Raw genomic sequence first — 18,657 nt, forward strand, 5'->3', positions numbered from 1 at the left:
GCTATGACCGCACCGACTGCAATTCGCCGACTCAACGCTGCTGACCCGGATTTCGCGCATCATCTGGATCATCTGCTGAGCTGGGAAAGTGTGTCTGACGACTCGGTCAATCAGCGCGTGCTCGACATCATCAAGGCTGTGCGCGAGCGCGGTGACGCGGCGCTGGTCGAGTTCACCCAGAAGTTCGACGGCCTCGAAGTCGCCTCGATGGCCGACCTGATCCTGCCGCGCGAGCGTCTCGAACTGGCCCTGACCCGCATCACTGTGCCGCAACGCGAGGCCTTGGAAAAAGCCGCCGCCCGCGTGCGCAGCTATCACGAAAAACAGAAGCAGGATTCCTGGAGCTACACCGAGGCTGACGGCACGGTGCTCGGCCAGAAAGTCACGCCACTGGATCGTGCCGGCCTGTACGTGCCAGGTGGCAAGGCTTCGTATCCGTCGTCGGTATTGATGAACGCGATTCCGGCGAAGGTGGCCGGCGTGACCGAAGTGGTCATGGTCGTGCCGACCCCGCGCGGTGAAATCAACGAGCTGGTGCTGGCCGCTGCCTGCATCGCCGGTGTCGACCGCGTGTTCACCATCGGCGGCGCGCAAGCAGTTGCCGCACTGGCTTATGGCACCGAAAGCGTGCCGCGTGTCGACAAGGTTGTCGGCCCGGGCAATATCTATGTGGCCACGGCCAAGCGCCATGTGTTCGGCCAGGTCGGCATCGACATGATCGCCGGCCCTTCGGAAATTCTTGTTGTCTGCGACGGCCAGACCGATCCGGACTGGATTGCCATGGACCTGTTCTCCCAGGCCGAGCACGACGAAGACGCGCAAGCGATTCTGGTCAGCCCGGACGCCGAGTTCCTCGACAAGGTAGCCGCGAGCATCGATAAATTGCTGCCGACCATGGACCGCGCGACCATCATCGAAACTTCGATCAATGGCCGTGGTGCGCTGATCCAGGTCAGTGACATGGCCCAGGCCATCGAAGTCGCCAATCGTATCGCCCCGGAACACCTGGAGTTGTCGGTCGCCGATCCACAAGCCTGGTTGCCGCAGATTCGTCACGCCGGTGCGATCTTCATGGGCCGCCACACTTCCGAAGCGTTGGGCGATTACTGCGCCGGTCCGAACCACGTGTTGCCGACTTCCGGCACCGCGCGGTTCTCCTCGCCGCTGGGTGTCTACGACTTCCAGAAGCGCTCGTCGATCATCTTCTGCTCCGAGGCCGGCGCTTCCGAACTGGGCAAAACTGCATCGGTACTGGCCCGTGGTGAATCGCTGAGCGCCCACGCGCGCAGCGCCGAATACCGCATCAAAGACCAAGACTTTCTGAAAGGGCAGGGGAACTGAGCGATGAGTAAATTCTGGAGCCCGTTCGTCAAGGATCTGGTGCCCTACGTGCCGGGCGAACAGCCGAAGCTGACCAAACTGGTCAAGCTCAATACCAACGAAAATCCGTATGGCCCGTCGCCAAAAGCGCTGGCGGCGATGCAAGCCGAACTCAACGACAACTTGCGCCTGTATCCGGACCCGAACAGTGATCTGCTGAAAAACGCCGTGGCCGAATATTACGGCGTGCAAACCAGTCAGGTGTTCCTTGGCAACGGTTCGGACGAAGTGCTCGCGCACATCTTCCACGGTCTGCTGCAACACGATCAGCCGCTGCTGTTCCCGGACATCAGCTACAGCTTCTATCCGGTCTACTGCGGTCTGTACGGCATTGAATTCGATGCGGTGCCACTGGATGCGCAATTCCAGATCAACCCGGCCGACTACGCCAAACCGAATGGCGGGATCATTTTCCCCAACCCGAACGCCCCGACCGGATGCCTGCTGGCGCTGGACGCCGTCGAGCAAATCCTCAAGGCCAGTCCAGATTCGGTTGTAGTCGTGGATGAGGCGTACATCGACTTCGGTGGCGAGACGGCGATCAGTCTGGTGGACCGCTATCCGAATCTGCTGGTGACGCAGACGCTGTCCAAGTCACGCTCGCTGGCCGGCCTGCGTGTCGGTCTGGCGGTAGGGCACCCGGATCTGATCGAGGCGTTGGAGCGGATCAAGAACAGCTTCAACTCCTATCCACTGGATCGTCTGGCGATTGTCGGCGCGGCGGCGGCTTTTGCCGATCGCGAGTATTTCGACAAGACCTGTCGTCAGGTGATCGAGAGCCGCGAATGGGTGGTGGCGCAGTTGCAGGCTAAAGGCTTTGAAGTGCTGCCGTCGGCGGCCAACTTCATCTTCGCTCGCCACCCGCAGCATGATGCGGCGGGCATGGCGGCCAAGCTGCGCGAGCAGGGCGTGATCGTGCGGCACTTCAAGCAGGAACGGATTGCGCAGTTCTTGCGGATATCGGTGGGTACGCCGGAGCAGAATCAGGCGTTGATCGACGGCCTTGGCGACCTCTAAAAGCAAAAGCCCCTCACCCTAGCCCTCTCCCAGAGGGAGAGGGGGCTGAATGGGGAATATTGCAGAGGTTCACCGACTTGAACGATTTGTATTGAATCCATAATCAACTCGGTCTTTCAGGTCGATGTATCCCGCAAGACAACTCGGTCGGCNGGGAATATTGCAGAGGTTCACCGACTTGAACGATTTGTATTGAATCCATAATCAACTCGGTCTTTCAGGTCGATGTATCCCGCAAGACAACTCGGTCGGCCCCCTCTCCCAGAGGGAGAGGGGGCTGAATGGGAATATTGCAGAGGTTCACCGACTTGAACGATTTGTATTGAATCCATAATCAACTCGGTCTTTCAGGTCGATGTATCCCGCAAGACAACTCGGTCGGCACTTGAACGATTTGTATTGAATCCATAATCAACTCGGTCTTTCAGGTCGATGTATCCCGCAAGACAACTCGGTCGGCCCCTCTCCCAGAGGGAGAGGGGACTGAATGGGGAATATTGCAGAGGTTCACCGACTTGAACGATTTGTATTGAATCTATAATCAACTCGGTCTTTCAGGTCGATGTATCCCGCAAGACAACTCGGTCGGCCCCCTCTCCCAGAGGGAGAGAGGACTGAATGGGAATATTGCAGAGGTTCACCGACTTGAACGATTTGTATTGAATCCATAATCAACTCGGTCTTTCAGGTCGATGTATCCCGCAAGACAACTCGGTCGGCNGGGAATATTGCAGAGGTTCACCGACTTGAACGATTTGTATTGAATCCATAATCAACTCGGTCTTTCAGGTCGATGTATCCCGCAAGACAACTCGGTCGGCTCCCTCTCCCGCCGGGAGAGGGCTGGGGTGAGGGTGTGCTTTTATTCGTGATGCGGCTCGCCAACGAATGTCAGCGAACTGAACAACCCACGACTGTCCACATCCACACTGTCCTTCACCGGCACTTCAACCTGCGCCGCAATCACATTCAACCCTTCATTACGCACCAGCACCTGCGCACGCCCGTCCTTGTCGGTCTCGGTGCTCAGGGTGTTTGGCGCGCTGCGATAGTCGCCATATAACTTCACACCTGCCGCCGGTTTACCATCGAGCAGCACCCGCACCGGTAACGATTTGCCCGGCCCGACCGTCAGCGGATCGACCTCCGGCAGGATCAGCAGTTTGATCTGGTCCAGTTTCGGCAACCTCGCCCCCGGCTGATAGATCGCCAGGCTGTACTTGAAGGTCTGCGTGGCCTCGGTGGCGCCGGGCACTTTGCTGCGTCCTTCGTTGATCCACTTCTTGTTCGCCGTCTGCGACCACATGCCATTGTTCAGCGCCACGGCCATCACCGCCGGCGGCTTCAATGGTTTCAAACGGGCATGATCGGCCAGGCGCTCGACGCTGACCGGGATCATTTTGCCGCTTGCGTCATATGCCCAGGCACCGCTGATTTTTTGTGCCTTGAAGGCGTTGTCTTCGGCGCCGTGACCGTAGACCACTTCGATGTTGCCGCGTCGTTCCTCTGTCCACAGGCCGTGGGCCGACACCTGACCGGTGAATAGCGCAGCGATGAGCAGAAGGGATTTGCCGTAGTGCATGGTGACGTCCTTTTACAGGTTGAGTGTCAGGCTGACGGTGAAATTGCGCGGCTCGCCGGGGTTGACCCAGTAGTTGCTGTAGGAGCGCTCGTAGTATTTTTCGTCGAAGATGTTGTTCAGGTTCAGGCCGACCGTGACGTTGTCGCTGGCCTTGTAATGTGCGAGCAAGTCGACGGTCTGGTAGGCCGGCAATTCGAAGTCGCTGCCGGATTCGCCCGAGCGATCGCCGACGTAGGTGAACGCTGCGCCGACGTCTGAACCGCGCAGACGGCCATCCTGAAATTCATAGACGCCCAGCAGACTGCCGCTGCGTTTGGCCACGCCGAGGATGCGGCTGCCGGTGGGAATGGTCGCGTCGCCCTTGGTCACCTCGGCGTCGATGTAGGCGAAGGCGCCGATGACCCGCACCGCGTCGGTCACCTGGCCGCTCACTTGCCAATCGAAGCCCTGACTGCGCGCCTTGCCCATGGCGCGGCTGGTGTCGGTGCCCGGATCGAGGGCGAGAACGTTTTCCTTGTCGATGTGGAAGAAGGCGAGGGTGCTGCTCACACGCTCATCGAACAGCTCGTTCTTGATTCCCACTTCATAACCGACGCCTTCTTCCGGGTCGAAGGATTTGCCCGATGCATCCAGGCCGTTGTTCGGTTTGAACGAGGTCGAGGCGTTGGCGAACAGGCCGGTGTTCGGCGTGAGCTGATAGAGCAGGCCAGCGCGTTGAGTCAGCGCGTCGTGGCGCTGCTGGCTTTTGGCGTTGCGGCTGTGATCGTCGATGCGCTGATCGAAGTGCTCGAAGCGCGCGCCGACCATGCCGCGCAGCTTGTCGGTGAAGATGATCTGGTCCTGCAGATTCAGCGCATGACTTTCGACGTGTTCGAAGAAGTCGGTGCCCGAGCGTGCGCCGTTGGGTTTCGGCTGGCCGTAGACCGGCTTATAGATGTCGATGGCGTAGGGGCCGCCAGCAATGGTGGTGACGCGTTCGTCCTTGCGGTAATTCTCGTACTCGGTGCCGATCAGCAATTCATGCTGCCACGGCCCGAGGTCGAACAGACCGCGCAGTTCCAGTTGGGTGATGCTGTCGTGCCAACTCGTGTCGCGTTCGCGCAAGCGGCGGTTGACCGTATGGCCGTCGGCGTTCAGCGCGCGTTGTTCCGTGGCGTCGCCCCAGAGCTTGCCTTCCTTGTAGTGGCTGGCCAGACGCAGTTTCCAGCTGTCGTTCAGATGGTGTTCAAGAGTGGCCTGGAGCAGGTTGTTGTGGTTGTCGATGTTGCCGTCGTTGGGCTCGCCCAAGAACGTCGAGCGCGAAACGCCGCTCCATTTGTTGTTCGGCGCCACAACGCCACGATCGAACGTCGAGTTGTGACGGACGATTTCGCTCTCCACCAGCAGCGAGGTGTCCGGGCTCAACTGCCAACTGATCGAGGGCGCAACGAAAACCCGCTGGCTGTCGACGTGGTCGCGAAAGCTGTTGTTGTCTTCTACGGCGAGGTTGATGCGCGAGAACACATTGCCCTGATCATCGAGGGGCGTGTTGACGTCCAGCGCGGTGCGATAGCGGTCCCAACTTCCGGCGCTGGTTTGCAGGGTGGTGAACGCTTCTGGCTGCGGTTTCTTGGTGACGATGTTTACCGTGCCGCCAGGATCGCCCCGACCGTAAAGGCTGGCGGCCGGGCCTTTGAGCACTTCGATGCGCTCGATATTGGCCGCATCCGGCGTGCTCGGGTAACCGCGATTGGCGCTGAAACCGTCCTTGTAGAACTCGGACGTGGTGAAGCCGCGCACGCTGTATTCGTAAAGGGTCAGGCCGCCGAAGTTGTTCTGCTTCGATACGCCGCCAGCAAAATCCAGTGCGCGTTCCACGCTGCTGCTGCCCAGATCCGAGAGCACACTGGCCGGGACCACGCTGATGGCTTGCGGAATATCGCGAATCGCCGTGTCGGTTTTGGTCGCACTGGCGGAGCGAGTCGCGCGATAACCGCTGACCGGGCCGGTGGGTGATTCGTAGTCGGAGGTGACGCTGATGGCTTCCAGCTCAACGGGCTGCGGCTCATCGGCGAAGGCGGGATCGCAGAGCAAACCCAGAGTCAGGCCCAACAGTGAGGCCTTTTTGCGAGACGACATGTTATGTTGTTCCAATTGCGAGAATTGAAACAATATAACATGCCCGTTGAGAATGTCTGTTATTCGCGCCGTTGGCGCGAAAACATTTTTACTCTTCTTTTTCTTTCACCGGTGCCGGTGGTGGACGCAGGCCGATTTCAGCCGTCAGCTTCAGCTCCTTGCCGTTGCGCATGACCTGAATTGTCACCTTGTCGGTCGGTTTGATCCGCGCCACCTGGTTCATCGAGCGGCGACCATCGCCGGCGGGCTCGCCATCGATGCTCAGAATCACATCGCCCAGTTGCAGGCCGGCTTTCTGCGCCGGGCCGTCACGGAAGATTCCGGCGACGACAATCCCCGGACGCCCGGACAAGCCAAACGACTCCGCCAGTTCCTGAGTCAGCGGTTGTACTTCGATGCCCAGCCAGCCACGAATCACTTGGCCGTGCTCGATGATCGACTTCATCACTTCCATCGCCAGTTTCACCGGGATGGCAAATCCGATGCCTTGCGAGCCGCCGGACTTGGAAAAGATCGCCGTGTTGATGCCGGTGAGGTTGCCGTTGGCGTCGACCAGCGCACCGCCGGAGTTGCCCGGGTTGATCGCCGCATCGGTCTGGATGAAGTCTTCGTAGTTGTTCAGGCCCAACTGATTGCGGCCGGTGGCGCTGATGATGCCCATGGTTACGGTCTGACCGACGCCGAACGGGTTGCCGATAGCGAGCGCGACGTCACCGATGCGAATGCTGTCGGAGCGGCCGACGGTGATTGCCGGGAGGTTTTTCAGGTCGATCTTCAGGACAGCCAGGTCAGTCTCAGGATCGCTGCCAATCACCCGTGCGAGTGTTTCGCGACCGTCCTTCAATGCCACGACAATCTGGTCGGCGCCGCTGGTGACGTGGTTGTTGGTGAGGATGTAGCCTTCCGGGCTCATGATTACCCCGGAACCGAGGCTCGATTCCATGCGCTTCTGTTTCGGCGAATTGTCACCGAAGAAGCGGCGGAACTGCGGATCCTCGAACAAGGGATGCGCCGGTTTGTTGATGACCTTGGTGGTGTACAGGTTGACCACCGACGGCGCGGCGATGCCCACCGCATCCGCATAGGACACCGGCCCCTGTTGCACGATCGTGGTCTGTGGCGCCTGTTGCAGATTGACGTCGAGGCTCGGCAGCCCGACCCACTCGGGGTAACGCTGAATAATCAACAGAGCGATAAGCACACCGGCCAACAGCGGCCAGCCAAAAAAACGCAGCGCCTTGAGCATTAAGCACGTTCCTGGAAAGGTTGCAGGCGAGGTCAGACCGCCCATAATGTCGCGCATTATACGAGGCCGCGCGCGCCTCTGAACGGGATATTTAGGAGTCTTTCATGGCCGTTGCCCTCAGCACCCTCGTCGAAGAAGCCGACCGTTACCTGGGCAGTGCGAAAATTGCCGATTATTGCCCCAACGGATTACAGGTCGAAGGCCGCCCGCAGGTGATGCGCATCGTCAGTGGCGTCACCGCCAGCCAGGCGTTGCTCGATGCCGCCGTCGAGGCCGAGGCCGACCTGATCCTGGTCCACCACGGGTATTTCTGGAAAGGCGAAAACCCCTGCGTCACCGGCATGAAACAGCGCCGCTTGAAAACCTTGCTCAAGCACGACATCAGTCTGCTCGCTTATCACCTGCCGCTGGATCTGCACCCGGACGTTGGCAACAACGTGCAACTGGCGCGTCAGCTCGACATTACTGTTGAAGGGCCGTTGGACCCGAGCAACCCGAAAATCGTCGGGCTGGTCGGTTCGCTGAATGAGCCGATGACTGCGCGGGATTTCGCGCGCAAGGTGCAGGAAGTCATGGGCCGCGAGCCGCTGCTGATCGAAGGCAGCGGCATGATCCGCCGCGTCGGTTGGTGCACCGGCGGTGGCCAGGGTTATATCGATCAGGGCGTGGCGGCGGGGGTCGATCTGTTCATCAGTGGCGAGGCCTCCGAGCAGACTTTCCACAGTGCGCGGGAAAACGACATCAGCTTCATCGCCGCCGGCCATCACGCCACCGAACGCTATGGCGTGCAGGCGTTGGGCGAGTATCTGGCGAAGCGCTTTGCCCTTGAGCACATCTTCATCGATTGCCCCAACCCGATCTGAGCTCACCGCAAACTCCTGTGGGAGCGAGCCTGCTCGCGAAGGCGTCAGACCTTCAATACAAAGGTGCCTGACACTCCGCCTTCGCGAGCAGGCTCGCTCCCACGTTCGGCCCTGACGGCCGAACTGGTGGGCATATTCATATACCCTTTCGATCTAGTTGGCGTCCTGATTAGAAGAGGTCGCTGTGCTAGGATTCCTCGCTCGAACACGGCCCGCTGGCCGTTCATAAGAAAGCTTTCGTGAGTAGCCATGGTCGACAAACTGACGCATCTGAAACAGCTGGAGGCGGAAAGCATCCACATCATCCGCGAGGTGGCCGCCGAGTTCGATAACCCGGTGATGCTGTACTCCATCGGTAAAGACTCCGCCGTGATGCTGCACCTGGCACGCAAGGCGTTCTTCCCGGGCAAACTGCCGTTTCCGGTGATGCACGTCGACACCCGCTGGAAATTCCAGGAAATGTACAAGTTCCGCGACAAGATGGTCGAAGACTTGGGCCTGGACCTGATTACCCACATCAACCCCGATGGCGTGGCGCAGAACATCAACCCGTTCACCCACGGCAGTGCCAAGCACACCGACATCATGAAAACCGAAGGCCTGAAACAGGCACTCGACAAGCATGGTTTCGACGCAGCGTTCGGCGGCGCCCGTCGCGATGAAGAGAAATCCCGCGCCAAAGAGCGCGTGTACTCGTTCCGTGACAGCAAGCACCGCTGGGACCCGAAAAACCAGCGTCCGGAGCTGTGGAACGTCTACAACGGCAAGGTCAACAAGGGCGAATCCATTCGTGTATTCCCGTTGTCGAACTGGACCGAGCTGGACATCTGGCAGTACATCTATCTCGAAGGCATTCCGATTGTGCCCCTGTACTTCGCCGCCGAACGCGAAGTGATCGAGAAGAACGGCACGCTGATCATGATCGACGACGAGCGCATCCTCGAGCACCTGTCCGAAGAAGACAAAGCGCGCATCGTGAAAAAGAAAGTGCGGTTCCGCACCCTTGGCTGCTACCCGTTGACGGGCGCGGTGGAGTCCGAGGCCGAAAGCCTGACGGACATCATTCAGGAAATGCTCCTGACGCGAACTTCCGAGCGCCAGGGCCGGGTCATCGACCACGATGGCGCAGGTTCGATGGAAGACAAAAAACGTCAAGGCTATTTCTAAGGGGCTGTCATGTCGCATGTTTCTGATTTGATCAGCGAGGACATCCTCGCCTACCTGGGCCAGCACGAACGTAAAGAGCTGCTGCGCTTTTTGACCTGCGGTAACGTCGATGACGGCAAGAGCACCCTGATCGGGCGCCTCCTGCACGACTCGAAGATGATCTACGAAGATCACCTCGAAGCGATCACCCGCGATTCGAAGAAAGTCGGCACCACCGGTGACGACATCGACCTGGCATTGCTGGTCGACGGTCTGCAGGCCGAGCGTGAGCAGGGCATCACCATTGATGTCGCTTACCGCTATTTCTCCACCGCCAAGCGCAAATTCATCATCGCCGACACCCCCGGCCATGAGCAGTACACCCGCAACATGGCCACCGGTGCGTCCACCTGTGACCTGGCGATCATTCTGGTCGACGCCCGTTACGGCGTGCAGACCCAGACCCGTCGTCACAGCTTCATTGCTTCGTTGCTGGGCATCAAACACATCGTCGTCGCCATCAACAAGATGGACTTGAAGGACTTCGACGAAGGCGTGTTCGAGTCGATCAAGGCCGACTACCTGAAGTTCGCCGAAGGCTTGAAGATGAAGCCGACCAGCATGCACTTCGTGCCGATGTCTGCCCTTAAAGGCGACAACGTGGTGAACAAGTCCGAGCGCTCGCCGTGGTACACCGGCCAGTCGCTGATGGAAATTCTCGAGACAGTGGAAGTGGCGGGCGATCGCAACTTCACCGATCTGCGTTTCCCGGTGCAGTACGTCAACCGTCCGAACCTGAATTTCCGTGGTTTCGCCGGCACCCTGGCCAGCGGCATCGTGCACAAGGGCGACGAAGTCGTGGTGCTGCCGTCGGGCAAGAGCAGCCGGGTGAAATCCATCGTCACCTTCGAAGGTGAACTGGAGCACGCAGGTCCAGGTCAGGCGGTAACCCTGACCATGGAAGACGAAATCGACATCTCCCGTGGCGACCTGTTGGTGCATGCCGACAACGTGCCACCGGTCACCGACAGCTTCGAAGCGATGCTGGTGTGGATGGCTGAAGAGCCGATGCTGCCGGGCAAGAAATACGACATCAAACGCGCCACCAGTTACGTGCCGGGCTCCATCGCCAGCATCGTCAACAAGGTCGACGTGAACACATTGGAAGAAGGCCCGGCGAGCGCGTTGCAGCTCAACGAAATCGGCAAGGTGAAGATCGCGCTCGACGCGCCGATCGCCCTCGACGGTTACGAAAGCAACCGCACCACCGGCGCATTCATCGTCATCGATCGCCTGACCAACGGCACCGTTGGCGCCGGCATGATCGTCGCTCAGCCTGTAGCGCATGGCACTGCCACCCACCACGGCAAACTGGCCCACGTGGCGACTGAAGAACGCGCCCAGCGCTTCGGCCAGCAACCGGCCACCGTGCTGTTCAGCGGCCTGTCCGGCGCGGGTAAAAGCACCCTGGCGTATGCGGTCGAGCGCAAGCTGTTCGACATGGGCCGCGCGGTGTTTGTACTCGATGGCCAGAACCTGCGTCATGACTTGAACAAAGGTCTGCCACAGGATCGCGCCGGGCGTACCGAGAACTGGCGTCGAGCCGCCCACGTGGCGCGTCAGTTCAACGAAGCGGGGCTGCTGACCCTGGCCGCGTTCGTCGCGCCAAGTGCCGAAGGTCGCGAGCAGGCCAAGGAACTGATCGGCAAGGATCGCTTGCTGACGGTCTACGTGCAGGCCTCGCCGACCGTGTGCGCCGAGCGTGATCCGCAAGGGCTGTACGCTGCTGGCGGCGACAATATCCCGGGCGAATCCTTCCCGTACGACGTGCTGCTCAATGCCGATCTGGTGATCGACACGCAGTCGCTGAGTCTGGAAGAAAGCGTCAAGCAAGTGCTGGAGCTGTTGCGTCAGCGTGGCGCGATATAAGCGTTAGGCACTAATGAAAAGCCCGCCGATGAGTGATCATCGGCGGGCTTTTTTAGTGTTGGGTGATCGTTCCCACGCTCCGCGTGGGAATGCCTCATTGGACGCTCCGCGTCCGCTTCGGCAGGGACGCGGAGCGTCCCGGGCTGCATTCCCACGCGGAGCGTGGGAACGATCAACTGTGGGAGCGAGCCTGCTCGCGAAAGCTTTATCTCATTCAACATCTTTGCAAGCTGATCCACCGCTTTCGCGAGCAGGCTCGCTCCCACAGGGGTCAGTGTTTGGGTGGATATTCGCGGTGCATCTGCTCCAGCAACGCATCCTTGTCCAGCCACAGCTGATTGATCCAGCCCTGGAACTGCAATCTATACTCGCCGTCCTGGTCGTAGTTCTTGCCGATGAAGGCCGGCGGGATTTTGATTTCCTCAAAATGCACCACCACATCGCGCACATTGCCGCAGAGCAAATCCCAGAACCCTGGACGCCCCGCTGGATAATGAATCGTCACGTTGACGATCGACTCCAGCTGTTCGCCCATCGCATCCAGCACAAAGGCGATCCCGCCGGCCTTGGGCTTGAGCAGGTATTTGAACGGTGACTGCTGCTGCGCATGCTTGCCTTCGGTGAAGCGTGTGCCTTCGACGAAGTTGAAAATCCCCACCGGGTTATGGCGGAATTTCGCGCAGGTCTTGCGCGTGGTTTCCAGGTCCTTGCCTTTCTTCTCCGGGTGTTTTTCCAGGTACGCCTTGGAGTAGCGCTTCATGAACGGAAAGCCCAGCGCCCACCAGGCCAGACCAATCACCGGCACCCAGATCAGCTCCTGCTTGAGGAAAAACTTCAGCGGTTGGATCTTGCGGTTGAGCACGTATTGCAGCACCAGAATATCCACCCAGCTCTGGTGGTTGCTGGTGATCAGGTACGAGTGCTGATAGTCGAGACCTTGCAGGCCGCTGACGTGCCAGCGGGTGCGCCGTACCAGATTCATCCAGCCCTTGTTGTTGCTGATCCACGCCTCGTGGGTGTGGCTCATCAGCCAACCGGCAATGCGCTGGGTAAAGGCAAACGGCAGGGCCTTGACCAGCGCCACACAGAACAGGAACGAGCACAGCAGAATCGTGTTGAGCGCCAACAGCAGCGAGGCGATCACGCCGCGCACGGGGGCGGGTAGAAAATCCAGCATTTACACATCCATAGGTCGGTTGGCGGCTTGAATCGCGGTGAGCGCGATGGTGTAGACGATGTCATCGACTTGCGCGCCGCGCGGCAGGTCGTTCACCGGTTTACGCAGGCCTTGCAGCATCGGCCCGAGGCTGACGCAGTCGGCGCTGCGTTGTACGGCTTTGTGCGTGGTGTTGCCGGTGTTCAGATCGGGGAACACAAACACCGTGGCGCGCCCGGCGACCTGACTGTTCGGCGCCAGTTGCCGCGCCACGTCGGCGTTGGCGGCGGCGTCGTATTGCAACGGGCCGTCGATCAACAGCGAGTTTTGTTGCTCATGGGCGAGCAGAGTTGCCTCGCGGACTTTCTCGACTTCTTCACCACGAGCCGATTCACCGCTGGAGTAGCTGATCATCGCCACCCGTGGAGTGATACCGAATGCGGCCGCCGAGTCGGCGCTTTGCAGGGCGATCTCGGCCAGTTCTGCGGCGCTCGGGTGCGGGTTCATCACGCAGTCGCCGTAGACCAGCACTTCTTCGGGGAACAGCATGAAGAATACCGACGACACCAGCGTGCAGCCCGGTGCGGTCTTGATCAGTTGCAGGGCGGGGCGGATGGTGTTGGCGGTGGTGTTGATCACACCCGAAACCAGGCCGTCGACCTCATCCAGCGCAAGCATCATGGTGCCGATCACCACGGTGTCTTCCAGTTGTTGCTCGGCCATCGGTGCGTTGAGGCTTTTGCTCTTGCGCAGGGCGACCATCGGCTCGACGTAACGCTCGCGGATGTGGTCCGGGTCAAGGATTTCCAGACCCGGCGGCAGCACGATACCTTGCGCGCGGGCGACCGCTTCGACGTCTTCGGGCTTGGCCAACAGCACGCAGCGGGCGATCCCGCGTTCCTGACAGATCGCCGCCGCTTGCACGGTGAACGGCTCGCTGCCTTCGGGCAAGACGATGCGCTTGTTCGCCGCTTGCGCGCGCTGGATCAATTGATAGCGGAACACTGCCGGCGACAGGCGCATCTCCCGAGGCGTACCGCAGCGCTGATGCAGCCAGTTGGCGTCGAGGTGGCTGGCGACGAAATCGGTGATGATCTCCGCGCGCTCGCGGTCATCGATCGGGATTTCCTTGTTCAGGCCATTGAGCAGATTGGCGGTGTCGTAGGAGCCGGTGCTCACCGACAACACCGGCAAACCGGCCTGCAACGCGCCTCGGCACAGGTCCATGATGCGCGGGTCGGGCAGGGTGTCGCTGGTCAGCAGCAGGCCGGCCAGCGGCACACCGTTGATCGCTGCGAGGCTGACGGCGAGGATGATGTCGTCGCGATCGCCTGGCGTCACCACCAGCACGCCGGGTTTGAGCAGCTCGACGGTGTTGCGCATGGTTCGTGCGCAAATGATGATTTTGCTCATGCGCCGGGTTTCGTAGTCGCCCGCGTTGAGCACTTGCGCGCCCATCAGGTCGGCGACGTCGCGGGTGCGTGGCGCATTGAGTTCCGGCTGAAACGGGATGCAGCCAAGCAAGCGGAAATCACCGCTGCGCAGCAACGGCGAATGCTCCTTCAGACGCGTGGCGAAGGCGTCCATGCTCTCGTCGGTCTTGACCTTGTTGAGGATCACCCCGAGGACTTTCGGATCTTTCGGGCCACCGAACAATTGAGCCTGAAGCTCGACACGGCCAGAAAGCTCGGCGAGCACTTCGTTTTCCGGCGCCGAGACCAGAATCACCTCGGCATCCAGACTCTTGGCCAGGTGCAGATTGACCCGCGCGGCGTAACTGGCACTGCGGGTTGGCACCATGCCTTCGACCACCAGCACGTCTTTGCCGACCGCCGCTTGCTGATACAGGGCGATGATTTCTTCGAGCAGTTCGTCGAGCTGACCGTCGCCGAGCATGCGTTCAACGTGCGCCAGGCCTAACGGCTGCGGCGGTTTCAGACCGTGGGTGCGCGCCACCAGTTCGGTGGATCGCTCAGGGCCGGTGTCGCCGGGGTGCGGCTGGGCGATCGGTTTGAAGAAGCCGACTTTCAGCCCGGCGCGTTCAAGCGTGCGCACCAGCCCGAGGCTGATGGAGGTCAGACCCACGCCAAAATCGGTGGGGGCGATAAAAAAAGTTTGCATGGGAATTCTCTATGCAAGGGTGTCAGCCTATGTCTGGCCGACTACCGAAATTCAGTCGCCAAGGTTATCGCTAACCGAGCCTTGTGCACACCAACCGCAGGCAAAGGGTTGACCTGTTTTTTCAATACGTTGCGCCGGATCCAGGACCCAGGCGCGGGTTTGCCACGGCGGCTGGTGGCGCAGGTGCTGGGTGTGGCCACAGGAAAGCTCGACCACCCAATGGCCATCTTCGTCCTGATGAAAGCCGGTGATGGTCGAAACCCGTTTGTCCGGGTTGTGGTCGCTTTCACGCGATTGCTTCGCTAAACTTGGCCTTTCTATATTCTTATGCAAAAGGTCTCGCCCCATGCTGATCGCCGCCAATAAGGCTGTCTCCATCGACTATACCCTGACCAACGACGCTGGTGAGGTCATCGACAGCTCCGCCGGCGGCGCTCCGCTGGTTTACCTGCAAGGTGCAGGCAACATCATCCCGGGCCTGGAAAAAGCCCTGGAAGGCAAAGCTGTCGGCGACGAGCTGGAAGTGGCCGTTGAGCCGGAAGATGCTTACGGCGAATACGCCGCCGAGCTGGTCAGCACCCTGAGCCGCAGCATGTTCGAAGGCGTTGACGAGCTGGAAGTCGGCATGCAGTTCCACGCTTCGGCGCCGGACGGCCAGATGCAGATCGTCACCATTCGTGACCTGGACGGCGACGACGTCACCGTTGATGGCAACCACCCTCTGGCCGGTCAGCGCCTGAACTTCAAGGTTAAGATCGTTGATATCCGTGACGCCAGCCAGGAAGAAATCGCTCATGGCCACGTCCATGGCGAAGGTGGCCATCACCACTGATTTTCTGCGCTAAGCTTCGAGTACTGGAGAGGCGCCTGTGGGCGCCTTTTTAGTCCGCGGCTGTCCTTGGTGGCCTCGCCAAGTGGCTGTTTCGAGTAGAACACGAGAATCCTGGAGTTCGGCATGAGTGCTTTTCACGACCTTAAGTTGACCGGCCTGGATGGTCAGGAGCTACCGCTGGCGCCGTTCAAGGGCCAAGTCGTGCTGGTGGTCAACGTGGCCTCCAAATGCGGCTTGACCCCCCAGTACGCGGCACTGGAAAACCTCTACCAGCAATACAAGGCCAAAGGCTTCACTGTGCTGGGCCTGCCGTGCAACCAGTTTGCCGGTCAGGAGCCAGGCTCGGAAAAGGAAATCCAGGAATTCTGCAGCCTCAACTATGGCGTGACGTTCCCGTTGGCGAGCAAACTCGAAGTCAACGGCCACGAGCGGCATCATTTGTATCGCCTGCTGGCGGGCGAGGGCGCCGAGTTTCCCGGCGACATCACCTGGAATTTCGAGAAGTTTCTGCTCGGCAAGGACGGCCGGGTGCTGGCGCGGTTCTCGCCGCGCACGGCGCCGGATGATCCGACGATCGTGCATGCGATTGAACAAGCGCTGGGCTGAAAAGCAGGATCAAAAGATCGCAGCCTTCGGCAGCTCCTACAGGGAGAACACCAATCTCGTGTAGGAGCTGCCGAAGGCTGCGATCTTTTGCTTTTCAATCTTTTGATCCTTAATCACCAAAATCAATAATGCTGTTCAGAGCTCTCGACTCTCAATATTATCGGCGTCATATCGATTCATGCCTGTCGCCAATGTTTTCGTGGAGCCTCTCGATGCCCGTTAAAGCCCTGTTCAAACCGTTCCATCTCGGTGCCCTCGAACTGCCGACCCGCGTCGTCATGGCGCCAATGACCCGCTCGTTCTCCCCGGGCGGCGTGCCGAATTCCAAAGTCATCGAGTACTACCGTCGTCGTGCGGCCGCTGGGGTTGGCTTGATCATCACCGAAGGCACCACGGTCGGCCACATCGCGTCCAATGGCTATCCAAACGTGCCGCAATTTTTCGGTGACGCGCCGCTGGCCGGCTGGAAAAAAGTCGTCGACGCCGTGCACGCCGAGGGCGGCAAGATCGTCCCGCAACTGTGGCATGTCGGCAGCGTACGCCGCTTCGGCACCGAGCCGGACGCCAGCGTGCCGGGCTACGGTCCGTCGGAAAAACTCAAGGACGGTCAGGTCGTGGTTCACGGCATGACCAAACAGGATATTCAGGACGTGATCGCTGCGTTCGCCCAGGCGGCCAAAGATGCGCAAAGCATCGGCATGGACGGTGTGGAAATCCATGGCGCCCACGGTTATCTGATCGACCAGTTCTTCTGGGAAGGCAGCAATCAGCGCAGCGATGAATACGGTGGCAGCCTGGCCAACCGTTCGCGTTTTGCCATCGAATTGATTCAAGCAGTGCGCGCAGCTGTCGGTGAGGGTTTCCCGATCATCTTCCGCTTCTCGCAGTGGAAGCAGCAGGATTACACCGCGCGTCTGGTACAAACCCCCGAAGCGCTGGGCGAATTTCTCAAGCCGCTGTCCGACGCTGGCGTGGACATTTTCCACTGCTCGACCCGACGCTTCTGGGAGCCGGAGTTCGACGGTTCGGATCTGAACCTTGCTGGCTGGACCCGCAAGCTGACCGGCAAACCGACCATCACCGTGGGCAGCGTCGGCCTGGACGGCGAGTTCCTGCAGTTCATGGTCAACACCGACAAGGTCGCGCAACCGGCCAGCCTGGAAAACCTGCTGGAGCGTCTGAACAAAGAAGAGTTCGACCTGGTAGCAGTGGGCCGCGCGCTGCTGGTCGATCCGGACTGGGCGCAGAAAGTCCGTGAAGGACGTGAGCAGGATATTCTGCCGTTCAGTCGTGAGGCGTTGATGACCCTGGTTTAAGCAGCGCCAGTTCGAACCATTCGCGAGCAGGCTCGCTCCCACCTTCGACCGCATTCCATCTGAAAGAATGCAGTACTCATGTGGGAGCGAGCCTGCTCGCGAAAGCTGTATCTATGTCGCCGAAAATCTAAGGTTGTGTCTGCGCCCCAGGCACCACCAACTCCCCCACACAAGCCCCCCGCAAATACCCCTCGAATTGCTCGATAATCGCCGCCCAGCCCTGGCGACTGCCATGCTGCCGCGCATTCAGCCGCACACAACGCAACCGTTCATCTTCCTCCAGCAACCACGCCGCCGCTTCGCAAAACGCCTGCTCATCGCCGGGCATTGCCGAAACGCCGTTGTAGCCATGGCGAATATGCTGCGCCGCCGCTGCCTGGTCATAGGCAACAACGCCGAGTCCCGAAGCCAGGGCTTCCAGCACCACATTGCCGAAGGTTTCGGTGAGGCTGGGAAATACAAACAGATCCCCTGAGGCATAGTGCGCCGCCAGTACTTCACCCCGCTGCGCGCCGCAGAAGATCGCTTCCGGCAATTCTTTTTCCAGCGCCGAACGCTGCGGGCCGTCACCGACCACGATCAGCTTCAGATGGCGCTGTGGATAAGTCGCAGACAGGGTTTCAAAGCAGCGTTTGAGCAGGCCCAGATTTTTCTCCGGGGCGAGCCTTCCTACGTGGATGACCGCGATATCCGTGTCAGAGAGCCCCCATTGCTCACGCAACGCGCTCTGACGTTTGCTCGGATGAAACAACTGGCTGTCCACACCCCGCGACAACAACGCCAGCCGCTCGAAATGCCGCCGCTCCAACTCCAGGCGCTGACTGGCGCTCGGCACCAAAGTCATTGCCGAACGATTGTGAAACCAGCGCAGGTAGTGGGTAAGCATCCGCGTCAGCAGACCGAGGCCGTACTGGCTGGTGTATTGCTGGAAGTTGGTGTGAAAGCCGCTCACCACCGCAATCCCCAGGCGCCGTGCGGCACGCAGTGCCGACAATCCCAGCGGGCCTTCCGTGGCGATGTACAGCACATCGGGGCGCTGGCGTTTCCAGCGCCGCAGCAGTTTATGCATCGACGACTGGCCCCATTGCAGCCCCGGATAGCCCGGCAGCGGCCATCCGCGACACAGCAACAGTGCATCGTCTTCGCTGCGTTGTGGATCACCGGCCTGGCGCGGGCGCACCAGCTCCACCTGATGCCCTCGTGCGCGCAAACCCTCGCACAAGCGGCCAAGGGTATTGGCCACGCCGTTGATTTCCGGTGGGAAGGTTTCGCTGATGAGGGTGATATGTAGAGCTATCGTCATGACCTCAGTGTCGGCTGAGGCCATGTCGAGCTTGTTACGATC

Annotated in this window: 15 protein-coding genes; 8 read left to right on the forward strand and 7 right to left on the reverse strand. The window is 60.1% G+C overall.

Going from position 1 to position 18,657, the window contains the following annotated elements; genetic code table 11:
* The first annotated feature begins 3 nt into the window (after positions 1-3).
* A complete protein-coding gene (hisD, locus tag ASG55_RS00775; RefSeq protein ID WP_056782950.1) occupies positions 4-1,341 on the forward strand; it encodes a histidinol dehydrogenase in 1,338 nt (445 codons plus the stop codon).
* A 3-nt stretch (positions 1,342-1,344) separates the two neighbouring features.
* Positions 1,345-2,397 carry a histidinol-phosphate transaminase gene (hisC, locus tag ASG55_RS00780; RefSeq protein ID WP_056782953.1) on the forward strand — a complete coding sequence of 351 codons (1,053 nt, stop codon included), beginning with the start codon at positions 1,345-1,347 and terminating at the stop codon, positions 2,395-2,397.
* Positions 2,398-3,259: 862 nt separating this feature from the next.
* On the opposite strand, the gene ASG55_RS00785 is transcribed toward hisC, so the two are convergent.
* The 3 genes from ASG55_RS00785 to algW form a co-directional block, all read right to left on the reverse strand.
* Entirely contained in the window at positions 3,260-3,979 is a 720-nt protein-coding gene (locus tag ASG55_RS00785) for a DUF4198 domain-containing protein (protein ID WP_056782956.1), read from the reverse strand.
* Between the two features lie 12 nt (positions 3,980-3,991).
* A complete protein-coding gene (locus ASG55_RS00790; protein ID WP_056782958.1) occupies positions 3,992-6,097 on the reverse strand; it encodes a TonB-dependent siderophore receptor in 2,106 nt (701 codons plus the stop codon).
* Positions 6,098-6,185: 88 nt separating this feature from the next.
* Positions 6,186-7,343 (reverse strand): Do family serine endopeptidase AlgW, encoded by a 1,158-nt coding sequence (gene algW, locus ASG55_RS00795; RefSeq protein WP_016770590.1) that lies wholly within the window; start codon positions 7,341-7,343, stop codon positions 6,186-6,188.
* 104 nt (positions 7,344-7,447) lie between these two features.
* On the opposite strand from algW, the gene ASG55_RS00800 reads away from it, so the two are divergent.
* The 3 genes from ASG55_RS00800 (at position 7,448) to cysN (ending at position 11,281) form a co-directional block, all read left to right on the forward strand.
* Positions 7,448-8,206 carry a Nif3-like dinuclear metal center hexameric protein gene (locus ASG55_RS00800; protein ID WP_056782960.1) on the forward strand — a complete coding sequence of 253 codons (759 nt, stop codon included), beginning with the start codon at positions 7,448-7,450 and terminating at the stop codon, positions 8,204-8,206.
* Positions 8,207-8,455: 249 nt separating this feature from the next.
* Positions 8,456-9,373 carry a sulfate adenylyltransferase subunit CysD gene (gene cysD, locus ASG55_RS00805; RefSeq protein ID WP_056782962.1) on the forward strand — a complete coding sequence of 306 codons (918 nt, stop codon included), beginning with the start codon at positions 8,456-8,458 and terminating at the stop codon, positions 9,371-9,373.
* 9 nt (positions 9,374-9,382) lie between these two features.
* Complete coding sequence (gene cysN, locus ASG55_RS00810) at positions 9,383-11,281, forward strand: sulfate adenylyltransferase subunit CysN (RefSeq protein ID WP_056782963.1); 1,899 nt, start codon at positions 9,383-9,385, stop codon at positions 11,279-11,281.
* Between the two features lie 271 nt (positions 11,282-11,552).
* On the opposite strand, the gene ASG55_RS00815 is transcribed toward cysN, so the two are convergent.
* The 3 genes from ASG55_RS00815 to ASG55_RS26060 are packed head-to-tail and all read right to left on the reverse strand — an operon-like array spanning position 11,553 to position 14,936.
* Positions 11,553-12,458 carry an acyltransferase gene (locus ASG55_RS00815; RefSeq protein ID WP_056782964.1) on the reverse strand — a complete coding sequence of 302 codons (906 nt, stop codon included), beginning with the start codon at positions 12,456-12,458 and terminating at the stop codon, positions 11,553-11,555.
* A complete protein-coding gene (gene pta, locus ASG55_RS00820; protein ID WP_024011632.1) occupies positions 12,459-14,558 on the reverse strand; it encodes a phosphate acetyltransferase in 2,100 nt (699 codons plus the stop codon).
* A 51-nt stretch (positions 14,559-14,609) separates the two neighbouring features.
* Positions 14,610-14,936: a DUF3565 domain-containing protein gene (locus tag ASG55_RS26060; RefSeq protein WP_082530248.1), complete on the reverse strand. Its 327-nt coding sequence runs from the start codon at positions 14,934-14,936 to the stop codon at positions 14,610-14,612.
* Between ASG55_RS26060 and ASG55_RS00825 the strand changes: the two genes are divergently transcribed.
* The 3 genes from ASG55_RS00825 (at position 14,905) to ASG55_RS00835 (ending at position 17,312) form a co-directional block, all read left to right on the forward strand.
* The gene (locus tag ASG55_RS00825; RefSeq protein ID WP_056782966.1) at positions 14,905-15,390 is read left to right on the forward strand and encodes an FKBP-type peptidyl-prolyl cis-trans isomerase; all 486 of its coding nucleotides are present in this window, start codon (positions 14,905-14,907) and stop codon (positions 15,388-15,390) included. The two genes, ASG55_RS26060 and ASG55_RS00825, sit on opposite strands and share 32 nt — an antisense overlap.
* Before the next feature lie 123 nt (positions 15,391-15,513).
* A complete protein-coding gene (locus ASG55_RS00830; RefSeq protein WP_056782968.1) occupies positions 15,514-15,996 on the forward strand; it encodes a glutathione peroxidase in 483 nt (160 codons plus the stop codon).
* 212 nt (positions 15,997-16,208) lie between these two features.
* Complete coding sequence (locus ASG55_RS00835) at positions 16,209-17,312, forward strand: NADH:flavin oxidoreductase (protein WP_056782970.1); 1,104 nt, start codon at positions 16,209-16,211, stop codon at positions 17,310-17,312.
* Between the two features lie 127 nt (positions 17,313-17,439).
* Here ASG55_RS00835 and ASG55_RS00840 read toward each other — a convergent pair whose 3' ends face one another.
* Complete coding sequence (locus ASG55_RS00840) at positions 17,440-18,639, reverse strand: glycosyltransferase family 4 protein (protein ID WP_056782974.1); 1,200 nt, start codon at positions 18,637-18,639, stop codon at positions 17,440-17,442.
* Positions 18,640-18,657 lie beyond the last annotated feature (18 nt).

It is taken from the genome of Pseudomonas sp. Leaf434, assembly GCF_001425545.1.
Classification (GTDB): Bacteria; Pseudomonadota; Gammaproteobacteria; order Pseudomonadales; family Pseudomonadaceae; genus Aquipseudomonas; species Aquipseudomonas siliginis.

Bases quoted from the DNA above. Each gene is read 5' to 3' on its own strand.
- hisD (WP_056782950.1), top strand. From the start codon at position 4: ATGACCGCACCGACTGCAATTCGCCGACTCAACGCTGCTGACCCGGAT.
- hisC (WP_056782953.1), top strand. From the start codon at position 1,345: ATGAGTAAATTCTGGAGCCCGTTCGTCAAGGATCTGGTGCCCTACGTG.
- ASG55_RS00785 (WP_056782956.1), bottom strand. From the start codon at position 3,979: ATGCACTACGGCAAATCCCTTCTGCTCATCGCTGCGCTATTCACCGGT.
- ASG55_RS00790 (WP_056782958.1), bottom strand. From the start codon at position 6,097: ATGTCGTCTCGCAAAAAGGCCTCACTGTTGGGCCTGACTCTGGGTTTG.
- algW (WP_016770590.1), bottom strand. From the start codon at position 7,343: ATGCTCAAGGCGCTGCGTTTTTTTGGCTGGCCGCTGTTGGCCGGTGTG.
- ASG55_RS00800 (WP_056782960.1), top strand. From the start codon at position 7,448: ATGGCCGTTGCCCTCAGCACCCTCGTCGAAGAAGCCGACCGTTACCTG.
- cysD (WP_056782962.1), top strand. From the start codon at position 8,456: ATGGTCGACAAACTGACGCATCTGAAACAGCTGGAGGCGGAAAGCATC.
- cysN (WP_056782963.1), top strand. From the start codon at position 9,383: ATGTCGCATGTTTCTGATTTGATCAGCGAGGACATCCTCGCCTACCTG.
- ASG55_RS00815 (WP_056782964.1), bottom strand. From the start codon at position 12,458: ATGCTGGATTTTCTACCCGCCCCCGTGCGCGGCGTGATCGCCTCGCTG.
- pta (WP_024011632.1), bottom strand. From the start codon at position 14,558: ATGCAAACTTTTTTTATCGCCCCCACCGATTTTGGCGTGGGTCTGACC.
- ASG55_RS00825 (WP_056782966.1), top strand. From the start codon at position 14,905: ATGCTGATCGCCGCCAATAAGGCTGTCTCCATCGACTATACCCTGACC.
- ASG55_RS26060 (WP_082530248.1), bottom strand. From the start codon at position 14,936: ATGGAGACAGCCTTATTGGCGGCGATCAGCATGGGGCGAGACCTTTTG.
- ASG55_RS00830 (WP_056782968.1), top strand. From the start codon at position 15,514: ATGAGTGCTTTTCACGACCTTAAGTTGACCGGCCTGGATGGTCAGGAG.
- ASG55_RS00835 (WP_056782970.1), top strand. From the start codon at position 16,209: ATGCCCGTTAAAGCCCTGTTCAAACCGTTCCATCTCGGTGCCCTCGAA.
- ASG55_RS00840 (WP_056782974.1), bottom strand. From the start codon at position 18,639: ATGGCCTCAGCCGACACTGAGGTCATGACGATAGCTCTACATATCACC.